14 protein-coding genes are annotated in these 15,292 nt (G+C 35.3%); 5 read left to right on the top strand and 9 right to left on the bottom strand.

What is annotated here, in order from left to right:
- Positions 1 to 19 precede the first annotated feature (19 nt).
- The gene (locus tag EZ449_RS17895) at positions 20 to 1,264 is read right to left on the bottom strand and encodes a competence/damage-inducible protein A (protein WP_131561441.1); all 1,245 of its coding nucleotides are present in this window, start codon (positions 1,262 to 1,264) and stop codon (positions 20 to 22) included.
- Between the two features lie 4 nt (positions 1,265 to 1,268).
- Positions 1,269 to 3,926, bottom strand: a complete 2,658-nt coding sequence (locus EZ449_RS17890) for a putative LPS assembly protein LptD (RefSeq protein ID WP_131561439.1) — start codon at positions 3,924 to 3,926, stop codon at positions 1,269 to 1,271.
- Positions 3,927 to 4,000: 74 nt separating this feature from the next.
- Between EZ449_RS17890 and EZ449_RS17885 the strand changes: the two genes are divergently transcribed.
- From EZ449_RS17885 to EZ449_RS17875, 3 genes are all read left to right on the top strand, one after another.
- Entirely contained in the window at positions 4,001 to 4,864 is an 864-nt protein-coding gene (locus EZ449_RS17885) for an N-acetylmuramoyl-L-alanine amidase family protein (protein WP_131561437.1), read from the top strand.
- An 11-nt stretch (positions 4,865 to 4,875) separates the two neighbouring features.
- Entirely contained in the window at positions 4,876 to 5,652 is a 777-nt protein-coding gene (locus EZ449_RS17880; protein WP_131561435.1) for an N-acetylmuramoyl-L-alanine amidase family protein, read from the top strand.
- Positions 5,653 to 5,832: 180 nt separating this feature from the next.
- Complete coding sequence (locus tag EZ449_RS17875) at positions 5,833 to 6,786, top strand: MlaD family protein (RefSeq protein ID WP_131561433.1); 954 nt, start codon at positions 5,833 to 5,835, stop codon at positions 6,784 to 6,786.
- Positions 6,787 to 6,969: 183 nt separating this feature from the next.
- Here the strand turns inward: EZ449_RS17875 and EZ449_RS17870 are convergent, their stop codons facing one another.
- The 5 genes from EZ449_RS17870 to EZ449_RS17850 all read right to left on the bottom strand — a co-directional run bounded on the left by EZ449_RS17870 (position 6,970) and on the right by EZ449_RS17850 (position 10,835).
- Positions 6,970 to 7,875 (bottom strand): ribonuclease Z, encoded by a 906-nt coding sequence (locus tag EZ449_RS17870; RefSeq protein ID WP_131561430.1) that lies wholly within the window; start codon positions 7,873 to 7,875, stop codon positions 6,970 to 6,972.
- Positions 7,876 to 7,944: 69 nt separating this feature from the next.
- A complete protein-coding gene (locus tag EZ449_RS17865; protein WP_131561428.1) occupies positions 7,945 to 8,322 on the bottom strand; it encodes an STAS domain-containing protein in 378 nt (125 codons plus the stop codon).
- 43 nt (positions 8,323 to 8,365) lie between these two features.
- Positions 8,366 to 9,310 (bottom strand): phosphoribosylaminoimidazolesuccinocarboxamide synthase, encoded by a 945-nt coding sequence (locus EZ449_RS17860; RefSeq protein ID WP_131561426.1) that lies wholly within the window; start codon positions 9,308 to 9,310, stop codon positions 8,366 to 8,368.
- 112 nt (positions 9,311 to 9,422) lie between these two features.
- A complete protein-coding gene (locus EZ449_RS17855; protein ID WP_131561424.1) occupies positions 9,423 to 9,701 on the bottom strand; it encodes a hypothetical protein in 279 nt (92 codons plus the stop codon).
- 174 nt (positions 9,702 to 9,875) lie between these two features.
- Positions 9,876 to 10,835: a PhoH family protein gene (locus EZ449_RS17850; protein ID WP_131561422.1), complete on the bottom strand. Its 960-nt coding sequence runs from the start codon at positions 10,833 to 10,835 to the stop codon at positions 9,876 to 9,878.
- Positions 10,836 to 10,938: 103 nt separating this feature from the next.
- Here EZ449_RS17850 and EZ449_RS17845 point away from each other — a divergent pair, with 103 nt between their 5' ends.
- Together EZ449_RS17845 and EZ449_RS17840 are read left to right on the top strand one after the other, a co-directional pair.
- Positions 10,939 to 11,718 carry an SAM hydrolase/SAM-dependent halogenase family protein gene (locus EZ449_RS17845; protein ID WP_131561419.1) on the top strand — a complete coding sequence of 260 codons (780 nt, stop codon included), beginning with the start codon at positions 10,939 to 10,941 and terminating at the stop codon, positions 11,716 to 11,718.
- A 181-nt stretch (positions 11,719 to 11,899) separates the two neighbouring features.
- Entirely contained in the window at positions 11,900 to 12,418 is a 519-nt protein-coding gene (locus EZ449_RS17840; protein ID WP_131561417.1) for a hypothetical protein, read from the top strand.
- Between the two features lie 270 nt (positions 12,419 to 12,688).
- On the opposite strand, the gene EZ449_RS17835 is transcribed toward EZ449_RS17840, so the two are convergent.
- Both EZ449_RS17835 and serC read right to left on the bottom strand, forming a co-directional pair.
- Positions 12,689 to 13,639 carry a D-2-hydroxyacid dehydrogenase gene (locus EZ449_RS17835; protein ID WP_205943031.1) on the bottom strand — a complete coding sequence of 317 codons (951 nt, stop codon included), beginning with the start codon at positions 13,637 to 13,639 and terminating at the stop codon, positions 12,689 to 12,691.
- A 71-nt stretch (positions 13,640 to 13,710) separates the two neighbouring features.
- A complete protein-coding gene (serC, locus tag EZ449_RS17830) occupies positions 13,711 to 14,784 on the bottom strand; it encodes a 3-phosphoserine/phosphohydroxythreonine transaminase (protein ID WP_131561415.1) in 1,074 nt (357 codons plus the stop codon).
- Positions 14,785 to 15,292: the final 508 nt, after the last annotated feature.

The raw sequence follows: 15,292 nt of genomic DNA, 5'->3' as shown, positions 1-15,292 counted from the left end.
AATACAGTTTTTATTCTTTCTATGAGTCTTCTCTAAGTAGATTTAATAACATCATCAATGCAGATGCAGCAGAACGTTCTATGTTTTGAATGCGTTTGTTGCTGAAATTAAACACTTTAGCTATGGTTTTATTTTTCGATGAAATTGCAATCCAAACCGTCCCAACTGGCTTATCTTCTGTACCGCCATCAGGCCCGGCAATTCCGCTCACTGCAATAGCATAATCAGTTTTGAAATGCTTAATTGCACCTTCGGCCATTTCGGTTACCGTCTCCTCACTTACCGCACCAAATTTAGCTAGAGTGTTTTCTTTTACGCCGAGAATAGATTCTTTCAGTTCGTAAGCATAAGCTACTGCCCCGCCCCAATAAACTGAAGAACAACCCGGATGTTGAGTAATTAAATGCGCAATATAACCACCTGTACAACTTTCTGCAGTAGATAAAGTTAAACTGCGTTTTTTCATCATGTTTATAATGGCTTGTTCCAGAGGAATATCTTCATCAATAACAACGAATTTTTTAACCTTTTCGATAATCTGCTGAGCAAAAACTTCAACCTCCGCTTTTAAGATATTTTCATTATCGCCTGTGGCGGATAAACGCAAACGAACCTGCCCAAGCTTAGGCAAATAGGCTAATTTGATATGCTTTGGTAAGCTATCTTCTATTTCTTCAATTTCCTTTGCTAAAAAAGATTCGCCAATATTTGCAGTAAGAATTGTTTTATGGATGATTGATGGCAACTTGAATCTTGATGCAACCCTGGGCAAAATTTCATCATCCATCAAATACATCATTTCATAAGGAACACCTGGCATGGAAACAAAAATCTTCTCATTCCGCTCAAACCACATGCAAGGAGCAGTTCCGTTTTTGTTTACAATAACTTCGCAACCATCGGGAACATCAGCCTGTTGCATGTTAATATCAATCAGCGGACGTTTATACTTTTCGAAAATTTGACGAACCATTTCCAATGCCCCCTCATCTCTGCGAAAACCCATATTGAAATACTTTGCTAAGGTCTTTTTTGTAATATCATCTTTTGTCGGGCCTAAACCACCTGTAATCAGAATAATATCGGCACGCTTTTCAGCATCTACCAAAGCTTCTAAAATATGATTTTCATCATCAGAAACAGAGGTAATTTGCTTAACGGAGACACCAATAGAGTTTAGCTGTTTCGCCATCCAAGCAGAATTTGTATCAACAATTTGGCCGATGAGAATTTCATCACCTATAGTTATAATTTCGGCTAACATAATTTTACTGGTATGTACTGTAAAAACCTTGCCTTTTGCTCAGTTTTAAATCTTGCAATATCGATGCCTTAACTTTTATGGTAACAGAATAACTTTTATAAGCACCATAAGGAACCCAATTCACGCTCATATCCCAACAATGCAAATCTCTATAAATTGCTAAATTCATCGGTGTAAGGCCATTATTCTTAAAATCGTAACCCGAGTTAAAGGTTACTTTCCATTTTGGGGTTAAATTCACATCCCCATTAAAATTCAGGGTATTCGATGTTGTTGTTGTATTTCCATCATTGGTAAACTGGAAACTATAAGAGAATGAAAAATTCCATGGAATATTAAAATCCACAAAAGCATTAGGATCACGACTTATCGCCGCCAATTGTTCTGACTGAATATCATTTAAGCCTTTTTTATTGGCAGCATCGCCTATCTTATCATTTGCCTCGTTCTTTCTTTTTAAAGCTTCTGGATTTAAACTGTAATCAAAAGAAAAACCAAAGTTAGCAAGACGAGGAAGTATTTTTCCCTCTTGAAAAAAGTACCTATCTCTCCTGATACGTAAGCCAGTATTTAAGGAATCTGGCCCGAGTGCATACGGATCTAAAGTTCCATTATAATTGATGCCCAACTTATCGGTAAATTGAGATCGACCACTAAAGCCAATTGTTGAAAGTTTATAGGATGTGGCTAGGAAATTATATGAACCACTAAAACTTAAACCTTGAATAATCGGAATTTTCCTAGAACCAGCGCCAGTCGTATCGCTCTTAGACTTAACTTTCAGCTCTACGGTATTATCAACCCCAAAACCAATGGCTGCACTTGGGCCACCAAATGATCCGGGTTGAGCCATTCCCTCAAATATTGAATATTTTATGGGTAGTCCATTGGATAAGATTCTGTTGCCATTTTGGTCTCTAGCATCTCTATAAGGTCCAACCCCATCCTTGGTAAAGTCTGGCGAGTATGAGAATGAAACATTTGGCGTAATTACATGCCTCATTGCCTGAATTTTGCCATTAGGATTAAAGTTGCGTTGTCCGTAAATTTTAGTGGACATGCTTGTTGATAAATTATAACTGCCAGCACGTTTAAAGCCACTTAAAGTATCTTCTCTGTAGGTGTAAGTTTCATCAGCGAAAGAAGTATATGTTCTTTTAATATTTTGAAAATTCCACACTTCATTATAAGTACCACCTAAACTAAAGTTTAAATATTTTAAAGCTGTGAAAGACATATTCACTGGAATGCTGTGTGCAAATCCACTTCTCAATCTTTTTAATCCATCATTATCAAACAATAAACTATCGAATGTATCTATTCGGTTTGTTCCCTGCAAGCTATAACCAACAGTTATTTTTTGATACCATTTCTGCTCATTTACCCTCGTTTTAGAATCAAATGGACTGAAAGTTGGTACGTTAAACGTGGCTTCAGGTAAACGTAAGGAGATTGCACCAGTGCTCAAAGTTTGATCGCTTGAAGCACCTAACGAAAAATTCATCCCATTTGGGTAAGCCCTTGCATAGTTTACACTACTACTTGTTGTATTGGTGGCAATTGCGTTAATATCATAAGTAGTTCCTGCAGCTGTATTTTTGTAGTAGCTATTTCTTCCTGTAGAAACCAACCTTACACTGGCGCTAAATGTAGTTCCAGGTTTAGCATTTGCATTTTGGTTATGACTCCAATTGATGCTAAAGTTTTTGGTTGGGTTAGCAAAGGCTTCTGTTCCCTCTAAGCCATCCTTAAAACTCGCATAAGCCAAATTAATATTTCCATTGTATTTATATCGCTTAGTATAGTTACTCAACAAACTGGTTTCATAAGATCCATTTGTATAAATAGATCCTTGAAATTTAGCATCCCAATAATCATTTAAACCTAAATAGTATCCTCCATTTTGCAAAAAGAAACCCCTAGTAGCATCTTCACCTGGAGTAGGCAGAATAAATCCCGAAGTACGCTTGTTAGGTTTTGGAAAAAATGCAAAAGGCAAACCAAGAAAAGTAGGAATATCCTCGATAATCATATAAACTGGTCCTGTAATAATCTGCTTCTCGGTTACCACGCCTTTTGAGATCATTAAACCAAAATGCGGATGCGGCAAATTACAGGTGCTGTACATTACATTTTTTACATGCAGCTCATCATCAATTTGTTTCTTACTTTGTCCGCCAGAGAAAAAGCCGCCCTCCTGTTCAGAAAATACTCCGAAAACCTTTGCCCGGGTTGTTGTTGAATTGTAAAATATCGAATCCGCTATTGCTGTACCCTCAGCGCCCGATTTAAAAATTGGTCGCCCAGTATATCTGCCCGTTTTAGGATCTTTAATTCCTCGGGCAAAAATGGTGTTGCTTTTTTGATCGTATTTAATGTAACTCGCATCTAGCTCAAAATCACCATAGATAACTCTTGCATTTCCATACAAATAGATAATACTTTTGTCTTTACTAAATTTTACCGAATCTTCAGCTTTATACTCAACTTTTTGATCGATACTACTATTATTGTTTACGACTTTTTTGGTAGTATCCTTTTTAGTTGTGTCTTGTTGAATGATTTGTTGTAATGAAAAACCAGAAAATGCGTTAGCTTTACCAACACCATGTGTTAATAAAATGACAGAAATTAGTAAAATAGAGCTCTTAAGAAGTTTCAAATTCGTATTTGAATGTTATTTTTGCACAAATGTTTAATCAAAAACGTTCAAAATTAGTGAAAAATATACCATTGATGTATCTTAAATCCATTTTAACATTTATTATTTGTTTCGTAGCATTCAATACAATTGATAATCAAGCTTTTGCGCAAGAATATAAAATTAAAACAATTGTGATCGACGCTGGCCACGGAGGCAAAGACGGTTCAACCCATGGCGTTTATTCAAAGGAAAAAGATGTTGCTTTAAAAACGGCACTTAACCTTGGTAAGGCACTTCAAGATAGTTTGAAAGACATAAAAATTATTTATACCCGACAAACTGATGTTTTCATTCCTCTTTACGAAAGAATAAACATTGCAAATAATGCAAAAGCCGATCTTTTTATTTCTATCCATTTGAATGATATGCCTGTTCGCGTATCAAGAGTGGTTGATTATTACAAGAAAGTTAAAGGTAGAAAAGTTCCAGTTTATAGAACTACGACTTCAAAAAGTACTTCTACACGAGGAACCGAAACGTTTGTATCTGGAACAGGCCGATTGGGTGAACAAGATGAGGTAATTAAAAGAGAGAATGCTGCCATGTTTTTAGAGGATAATTACCAGAAAAACTATGAGGGTTTTATTGCAAACACTCCAGAAAACGATATCATGCTTTCGTTAATGAAGCAAACAAATAGAGAACGAAGTTTAAAATTCGCCTCCATGGTTCAACATGAATATATCAATGCTGGAAGAATTAATCGTGGCGTACAAGAAAAAAGCCTAGCGGTTTTGGCAAGGGCATCTATGCCAGCTGTACTTACGGAAATTGGTTTTGTGAGTAATCCAGAGGAAGAAGATTATATGAACTCTCCAGAGGGGCAAAATGAAATTGTTAGCGGAATAATTAAAGCCATAAAAAGTTATAAGCGCATCGCTGAAACATCATTCTAACATCCCAATAAATGAAGATTAAGCTTCTAATAGCAATCATTTTATCAATAACATTCCCTATTCAGCATACATTTGCTCAAGGGTATAAGATTAAAACCATTGTTATAGATCCAGGTCATGGGGGTAGAAAACCTGGCGCATCTGGAAGTTTCTCCAAAGAAAAAGATGTTTCCTTAAAAGTAGCGCTAAAACTGGGTGCGCAAATTAAAGAAGCATTGCCTGGCATTAAAGTTATTTACACACGCACCACAGATGTAGATGTTGATTTATACAGAAGAGCAGAAATGGCAAATGATGCAAATGCAGATCTTTTTATTTCTATCCACTGTAACTCGATGCCGCCAGGAAACAAACATATTAAGGGTGTAGAAACCTTGGTTGCTGGATCTCACCGATTAAAAGAACAGGATGCTGCAATACGTGAAAATGCTGATATCAAGTTAGAGAAGAATTATAAAAGCAAATATGATGGCTATGACCCAAATAATCCGAGTTCATTTATTCTTTTATCGTTATTAAAAAACACGTTTCGAGATAAAAGCATTAAATTTGCGAAATTAATACAGAATAGTTACATCGGCAGAGATGAGCGAGTAAGTAGAGGTGTTAAAGAACAAGGCGTTTTGGTACTGCAAAGATGTGGCATGCCAGCCGTTTTAACTGAAGTTGGTTTTATATCAAACACTACCGAAGAAAAATATATCAACTCTGCAACAGGACAAAATGAAATAGCAAAATCTATTTTAGAAGCTATAAAAAGCTATAAAAAGAATATTGAAGTACAATAATTGGTATTATAAATGGTGCTCAGATTGAAAAATAAAATAATAATACATAAACCAAACAAAATCATCGATGTAAGTATTAATGTAATGACAATTACATATTAAACATCAAAAACAAAAAATACGCTCGGGCAAGTAATAATTATTAATTTTAGCACTTGTAGCCATTAAATAAAAACACTCATGAAGATTAAGAACGAAACCAAAGTAGGTATTTTAGCTGCATTTGCCATTGCTTTATTAATTATTGGATATAACTTTTTAAAAGGAAATTCAATTTTCTCTAGTGAAACTACTCTTTTTGCAAGATACACCAGGGTTGATGGATTAACAGTTTCAAAACCAATTCTTATCAATGGTTATCAAATTGGCCGTGTCGCAAAACTGCAACTAGAGCCAGGAGGAACAATTCTTGCTACGTTAAGCATTAACAGTAAATATGATATTCCAGAAAATAGTATTGCTAAATTAGAAGGAACTGATCTTTTGGGTAGCAAGGCAATTGTAATGTCTCTTGGTAACTCAAAAAAAATGGCCGAAGATGGCTTCACCTTAAATGCTAACGTGGAGAAAGGATTAATGGAACAAGTTCAGCCTGTTCAAAAGAAAGCTGAATTAATTATTGGCAAAATGGATTCGATTTTAAGTAGCGTTAATTCCATCTTAAATCCAAATTTCCAAAAGAATGTTGATAAAAGCTTTAACAGTATTGCTGGAACTCTTGCTTCATTAGAAACTACCTCTAAGAAAGTTGATGGATTAGTTGGTTCAGAAAGTGCTCGTATCGAAGCCATCTTTAAAAATGTTGAAGGTATAACAGCCAATTTAAATAACAACAATCAAAAGATTAGCGATATCTTAACCAACATCAATACGGTTACGGATAAGTTTGCAGCTGCAAATTTTAAACAAACCTTAGATAATGCAAACAATGCCATTGCTGATTTGCAAAGCGTAATTACAGGAATAAAAGATGGTAAAGGAAGTTTAGGCTTATTATTAAATGATGATAAAATGTATCAGAATTTAAATAATGCTTCGAAAAATCTTGATGAGTTAATGATCGATTTGAAGGCAAATCCTAAGCGTTACGTTCACTTCTCTGTATTTGGTGGCGGCAACAAAAAAGATAAATAAAATATTAATTCATGAAAACATAAAGCCTCGCATTATTTAAATTGCGAGGCTTTTTTCGTTTTAAATATTTAGAAAAGCAACTGGAATACAAATATTAAAGTTTGGTCCTTCTTTCCGCTAAATCTTTTAACAGAAAAAGTTAAAAGGATACCGCTGCAATAAGGTTTAGAAAATTCTTTTGAGTTACAATTGAAAGGTTCTACCCTCAACCGCTAGTTCTGTGTATTCAAAAACCGACTGGGTTTCTTCCAATAACATCTGAAGCGTTTTGTAACGAGAGGAGAAATGTCCGATTAATAATTTCTCAACGCCATTAATTTTGGCTATTTGTCCTGCCTGTAAAGCAGTTGTGTGATGGGTTTCATTTGCTCGATCCAAAAGCTCATGCATAAATGTTGCCTCATGATAAAGCGTATTGCAATTTTTAATGGTTTCGAAATACCGCTCGTCAAACATGGTATCAGAACAATAAGCATAACACCTCGGTAAATCCGCTGGGGTAGTATAATCTTCACTCTTTAAAACTTCACCATCTGGTAACTCCACATCAACCCCTTTTTTCAACGCCGTGTAATAAGCCATTGGAATATCATCAGTTTTCCCTTTAATCAGCTTGCGTTGTCTTTGCTTCTGTTGAAAGATAAAACCAGTTGTAGGGATCCGATGATTAAGAATGATCGTTTTAACCATTAGATCACTGTTTTCAAAAATCAGCCTTGATTCGTCTGCCTCAATTGGAAAAAACTCAAGTGGGTATCTTAAAGTGGTGTCTGAGTATTTGAATTGAATTTCTAAAATTTCTAAAAGTGGTTTCGGTCCGAATATTTGCATTGGTTTAATTCGGCCATTTAAATGCAAACTTGAAAGTAAACCAATTAAGCCAAAATAGTGGTCACCGTGTAAATGGCTAATGAAAATATAATCAATTCGTGCGGCTTTTAGGTTGTACTTTGTAAGTTGTTGTTGCGTTCCTTCTCCACAATCGATTAAATAAAACTTCTCGTTACAATTTAAAAGCTGTGCCGATGGGTTCCTGTTAAATACAGGCGTTGCCGAACTGCTTCCTAAAATTGTAACCTCAAATTTCATAATCATGATATATAAAAAGCCTCGTAGGTTTTTTAGAAACTACGAGGCCTAAGTTTTATTTAAATGTAATTATCTATCGCCTCTGAATTCTTTTTCCAATTCATCCATAAAGATAAAATCGGTTGCTTCTGCTAATGTATTAACAAACGTTACAGATTGAAATATGTTTGAAAGTTCTATAATTGGTGCCAGTTGATCATTAATACCTGTCACGATAAATAAGCCACCTGCCGATTTGCAAAGTCTATCACCAACCAATAAACAACTTAAATCTTGTGCATCAGCACACTCCTTAACCGGACTTAAATCAACAATAATATTTTTAAAACCCTCGGCATTAAGCAAATACAACTCAGACTTTAATCCTGGTGAATTATCGTTTGTAAACTTAGGTTCCTTTAACTTTAAGGTTACATATTTTTCGTGTTTATCTACTGAAAATTTCATTGCTTCTATTCTTAATTCTACTAATGTATAAAATTTCTTTAGATTAAAGCGTTTGAATTGCCTGTATGACATTACTTTCAATGCGGTTTGAAATCTCATCAGCATCTGCTTTTATAAACTTTTCGCCAACAATCTGTTCGTAAAGTTCTATGTACCTTTCTGAAATTGAATTTACAATTTCAGGTGTCATTTCCGGAACAACCTGAGCATCTTTGCCTTGGAAACCATTTTCAATCAACCATTTTCTTACAAATTCTTTAGAAAGTTGCTTTTGTGGCTCATCTGCATTTTGACGTTCCTGATATCCATCAGCATAAAAATAGCGAGAAGAATCTGGTGTGTGAATTTCATCAATTAAATAAATCATACCATCAGCAGCACCGAATTCGTATTTTGTATCAACCAAAATTAAACCGCTTTTTGCAGCAATTTCGGTTCCACGCTGATATAAAGCAAAGGTATATTCTTCTAATTTTTCATAATCTAATAATGAAACGATTCCCTTAGCTAAAATAGCTTCTTTAGAAATATCTTCATCATGCCCAACTGATGCCTTTGTGGTTGGTGTGATAATTGGTTGAGGTAATTTATCATTTTCCTTTAATCCATCGGGCAAGGAAACGCCACAAACCGAACGTTTGCCTGCGCTATATTCACGCCAAGCATGACCAGCCAAATAACCTCTAATTACCATTTCAACTTTAAAAGGTTCGCAAATGCGACCGATTGTAACCATCGGGTCGGGAACAGCTAAGACCCAGTTTGGAACAATATCCTGTGTAGCAGATAAGAATTTTGCAGCAATTTGGTTCAACACCTGACCTTTAAAAGGAATGGCTTCGGGCAAAACTACATCGAATGCAGAAATACGGTCTGATACTACCATTACCATAAATTTATCGGCTATAGTGTAAACATCTCGTACTTTACCTTTATAAAAATTACTCTGATTTGGAAAATTAAAATGGGTTTCTTTTAGTGCTTTCATGAGGGGATAAAAATAAATAAAAAAGTCGGAAAGTCCGAGGTCGGAAGAGAGAAGTCGGCAGATAAAATGTATAAATAAAAAACCCCGTAGTTAGGGAGCTACGAGGTCTAAATTATTTTAATTTTCTTAAAGCTTTTTTAAAGGCTTCATTGGAAATTGCTCCAATAAGTTCACTCTTGACTTGAATATCAATTTTATCATCACTTTTTAATAGTTGAAGTCTACCTTTAAACAAACGTTCTTTATCAACTTCAGCAAAAGAAAATAGCTTTTTAAGCTTTTCCTTTCTACAAACCCATTCTTCATTATTTTTTGAAATGATTAACCTTATGGTATGCGGCAACTTTTCAAAAGAAAGGTTTAAATCGTTTTGAAGATTAATGGTTTCCATAAAATTAAATCTAACTGAAGTTTTATAAGAAGATAATAGATAATGTATACCCTATCCTCATCGTCATGCTGAATTTATTTCAGCATCTATCCTGCTATAAAGGCACTGAAATGAATTCAGGGTGACGGCCATCTTAGCAAAGTCTAATCTGCATTTTGACTTCGGACACCTGACTTATTGAATATCTCCGTAAGCTTTCAAAATATCTCTCACCAATTTATGACGGACAACATCTTCTCCACTTAAATAAATAATGTCGATACCTTTAATATCTTCTAAAATTCTTAAGCCATTGAACAAACCTGACATTTGCTTCTTAGGTAAATCGATTTGAGTAACATCACCAGTAACAATAAACTTAGCTGTTGGACCCATACGCGTTAAAAACATTTTTAACTGCATGTCGGTCGCATTTTGTGCTTCATCTAAAATAACAAAACAATTATCTAAGGTACGGCCTCGCATAAAAGCCAATGGTGCAATCTCGATGGTTCGGTTCTCAATATAAAACTTCAACTTTTCCGCAGGAATCATATCATCCAAGGCATCATAAAGCGGACGCAAATACGGGTCGATTTTTTCTTTTAAATCGCCAGGTAAAAAACCAAGGTTCTCCCCTGCTTCCACCGCCGGACGAGTTAGAATTATACGCTTAATTTCTTTATTCTTTAATGCTCGAACAGCTAAAGCAACTGCAGTATAAGTTTTACCCGTTCCAGCTGGGCCAATGGCGAACAGAATATCGTTTTTGGTAATGCTGGTAACCATTTTACGTTGATTCGCCGTTCTGGCTTTAACCAGTAATCCGTTTGTACCAAAAACAATCACCTCTCCACCGCCGCCTGACGGGTCTGCTTCAGATTTTTTCTCTACACCAATTGCTTTAGCACCCAAAATAGATTCAACATCGTTATTGCTCATTGCACTATATTTTTCCATGTGCGCAACCAACTGGTTAAATTTATCTTCGAAAGCCTTAAGTTCCTGTTCATCACCTAGAACGGTAACTCCGCTGCCCCTCGCAACAATCTTTAATTTTGCGAAAGCACCTTTAATCATTTCGTAATTCTCGTTATTAGCCCCCCAAAAGTGAGCGGGATTTACGGTATCCAGAGTTAATTTTAATTCGTTCAAACTGTAGTATTTTAAAAAGTTATCGGGGTATATTAATTAAAATTTGAATATTTGCAGACGCTTATGCCTCTACGCAAGAATAAGCAATAATAATGAATTTTTAATGGGGATAATTACTTTAACAACAGATTTAGGTTCGAAAGATTTTTACCAGAGTGCCCTTAAAGGTAGTCTGTTGGGTCTTATGCCTAATGTTAATATTGTTGATATTACCCATGAGGTTCCATCGTTCAATATTTCTTATGCCGCATTCCTATTAAAGAACGCTTATCCTTATTTCCCGAAAAATACCGTACACCTGATTGGAATCGATTCTGTGTATAGTGAAAACACAAAATATATCGCCATTAAGCACCGCGACCACTTTTTTGTTGGTGCCGATAATGGTATTTTCTCCCTACTTTTTGATGATGTTCCTGAAGATGTTGTTGAGCTAAATATTATGCAGGATTTGAAATATCTTCATTTTCCTTTGGTTGATATTTTTGTAAAAGCAGCAACGCATTTAGCCAAAGGCGGTCGCTTAAAAGACATTGGTTTACCTGTAGCAGAGATTGAGCAAAAGATGCTTTTACATCCTGTTATCGAACGTGATATCATTCGAGGGAGTGTTGTTTATATCGATACTTTTTGTAACGTAATTACCAATATCACGAAAGACCTTTTTACCAAAATCCAAAAGAATCGCGACTTCACTTTATACTTCAGAAAAAGCGAAACCATTACTCAATTAAGCTGGCATTACAACGAAGTTCAAGAGGGTGAAAAACTTTGTCTATTCGGAATTAGTAACCACCTTGAAATCGCGATTAATAAAGGCAAAGCAAGTGGTTTATTAGGTTTGCACTTAGGTGATATTGTTCGGGTTGAATTTCATCCTTAAAAAGCTGAAAGACCAAAGCTAAAAGATTAATTTCCCAGACCTATAAGAGCGGTCGTCATTGCGAGGCACGAAGCAATCTTAATGCGTTCGCTCTAAGCCCATCGTTTTAAGATTGCTTCGTGCCTCGCAAAGGACGTAATTCAAATCCAAACAACTTCTACTCTTTTCACGTTTATACATCATGAAAAAATATTTTTACTTGCTCTCCCTCCTATTTATAAATTTTCAAGTTTTCGCACAGCAAGATACAGCCTCTTTTGCGGCTCAACGTGTTAAAGTAAATTCATTGCTTGCCGAACGCAGTTCGGGGTTTGGACAGTATGATGAAAGTCTAAATCAACGCACTGGAATATTCGGTTGGCAAACCAAAAAAGATATCAAAAACTCAAATGAAATTCTTCGTCAGGTGGTATTAACCGACAATAATATTTTTAAAGAGTTGAAAGTTTTGATGGATTATAAAGACTTAGAAAATCAACAAAAAGTGGCTGTGGCTGATAATTCAGAAGAAAGAATTGAAAATTACAGGCAAACCATCAAGAAACTGCAAGACCACAATGAACAATTGTCCAACGATTTAGCCAAAAAAAATAATGGAAGTTTATCCTTTTATATTATTGCATTTTTGCTTTTGGTAATGGCTGGTGGATTTTATTTCTTCAATAAAAAACTTAAAAGCTATGATAAAAGCACTGTTTAAAACTTTGGTTAAAATTAACAATGTGATTTTACCCAGCCTAATTAAAAAAGACCCAAATAAATTGACAAATTTTCAGAAAGCGATATTGGGTTATCGTTATTGGGTGCTAACGAAAGCTTTGGATTGAAGATATAAACCTCGTAGGTTTTGAAAACCTACAAGGTTTGAACAGAATATAAGAGTTACTAACTTTTTAAAAGTTAGTAACTCTAGAATTAAACACTAATCGCTTTAAGATTGCTTCGTGCCTCGCAATGACGAGAAATTGATTTATTTCTTAAAATGCTCAATAATCAAAGTTGCTAGTTCCGTACCAATACGTTCTTGTGCTTCGTTAGTTGATGCGCCAATATGAGGTGTTAAAGAGATTTTCGGATGAGTTAAAATTGCTGCCAATGGCGTAGGTTCGTTATCAAAAACATCTAAACCAGAAAATGCAACTTTTCCAGAATCCAATGCCTCAATTAAAGCATGCTCATCAATCGTTCCACCACGAGAGCAATTTACAATACCAACACCATTTTTCATTTTAGCGAACTCTTCAGCACCTAAAATAGGTTTATCAGCAAATGGCGTGTGCAAGCTGAAGAAATCGCTACCAGCGATAACTTCATCTAAAGAAACCGTTTTAATTGGAATACTTACTGATTTTCCACCTTGAAATTCTAAAGTAATTTCAGATTCTGATGGATATAAATCGTAAGCTAAAACGTTCATTCCTAAACCTAAAGCTACTTTTGCAGTTGCTCTACCAATACGACCGAAACCAATAATACCGATAGTTTTACCACTTAATTCAGTGCCTTTAGCATAAGCTTTTTTAAGGTTATTGAATTGCGTTGAACCCTCAACCGGCATTTTGCGGTTGCTATCTTGTAAGAATCTAATTCCAGTAAATAAATGAGAAAACACTAACTCTGCAACTGATAATGAAGACGCCGCTGGAGTATTTACTACTGCAACACCTTGACTGCGAGCATATTCAACATCAATATTATCCATACCAACACCACCTCTACCAATTAATTTAATGTTTGGAACGGCATCAATTAATTCTTTTCTAATTTTTGTTGCACTACGAACCGTAATGGCATCGTACTTTTTTAAAGCCTCGGCTAGTTGGTCTTGAGCAATAGTTTCCGTATCCACCTGGAAACCTGCTTTTTCTAATAATTCTTTTCCGATAGGGTCAATTCCATCGTTTGCTAATATCTTAATCATAATAAATGATTTCACTGATTAAATTGATTGCACAGATTAAAATGCGAATCAATTATCTGTTAAAATTTAAACTAATTTGCTTTTGCTTGTTTCTCTTCGAATACTTGCATCGCATCAATTAAAGCATGTACGCTCGTAATTGGCAACGCATTATACATCGATGCACGGAAACCGCCCACACTTCTATGTCCTTTAATACCAACTATCCCCTCATCTTCAGCATATTTCAAAAATGGTTTTTCCAGTTCAGGATTTTCCATTACGAAACAAATATTCATTCTAGAACGGTCCTCAACGGCACAAGTTCCTTTAAACAAAGGATTACGGTCTATTTCTCTGTAAAGTGCTTCAGCTTTTTGCTTATTCTCTTTTTCTATTTCAGCAACGCCACCTTTCGATTTTAACCAACGAAGATTTAATAAAGCGACATATATAGAAAAAACTGGAGGCGTATTATACATCGAATCATTATCAATATGAGATTGATAATTTAACATCGATGGATTTTTACGGTCGATTTTACCCAATGCATCATTTTTTACAATCACAATCGTTAATCCTGCAGGACCGATATTTTTTTGTGCACCCGCATAAATCAAATCGAATTTCGAAACATCAATCACACGACTCATAATATCCGATGACATATCACAAACTACAGGAACATCCGTTTTTGGAACTTCAAAAAGTTCAGTTCCGTAAATCGTATTGTTCGAAGTATAGTGGAAATATGCACTATCAGCAGGGATTTCAAAATCCTTTGGAATAAAAGTGTAGTTCGAATCTTTGGAAGATGCAATAACATTAACATTACCTACAAATTTAGCTTCCTTTAATGCTTTGGTTGCCCAAACGCCTGTATCTAAATAACTTGCCGTTTGTCCATCGCCTAATAAATTCATTGGAACCATTGCAAATTGCAAACTTGCACCGCCTTGTAAAAATAAAACGGAATAACCCGACGGCACGTTTAATAACTCTTTTACCAACTTATCGGCTTCAGCAACAACTGCCTCAAATTCGGTTGTTCTGTGCGAAATTTCTAAAATTGATAATCCATCGTTAAAATCTAAAACTGCCTGTGCAGCTTGTTTAAACACTTCTTGAGGTAAAATACAAGGGCCTGCGCCAAAATTATGCTTCATCTTATTATATAAATGATTATGCCGTAAATGTAAAATTTTTAAAGCAGTTCTGCCTACAAAATCGTATCATAAAAAATTAAATTTTGTTAAAAATTAAGCGGAAATTAACAGTTTTGTTGCCTTTTTTGCAATTAAAACGATTAACCTAATTTTGAAGATTTAAATTATTTGAAAAGCAAAAAAAGTGGTTCTTGGGTTTCAGCAGTCCCGCCATCCGCTTCAATCTTTTTTGTTAACTTCTGTCATTCTGAGGAACGAAGACCTGCGAAGCAAGCATGAATTCCTAAAAAAAAATAATTCATAAATGAATAATCTGTTTCATCGGTTGCAGATGCTTTGTGCCTCAGCATGACAATATATTTAGCGTTGCTAAAACAAAAAGTATTTTCGCTTTTGTCGGGTTTAGATTACTCAGGGTATGTAATTCTTAGGATGTTTTTCCGTACAAGTTGTATAATTTGGCTAAAGCCTCAATCGCCAATTAAAGAAACAGTCAGCTAAAGCAGAC

It is taken from the genome of Pedobacter frigidisoli (assembly GCF_004331675.1).
In the GTDB taxonomy this organism is placed as follows: domain Bacteria; phylum Bacteroidota; class Bacteroidia; order Sphingobacteriales; family Sphingobacteriaceae; genus Pedobacter; species Pedobacter frigidisoli.
The sequence above is the reverse complement of the archived record's forward strand: the minus strand, read 5'-3'. Positions and strand labels throughout refer to the sequence as shown.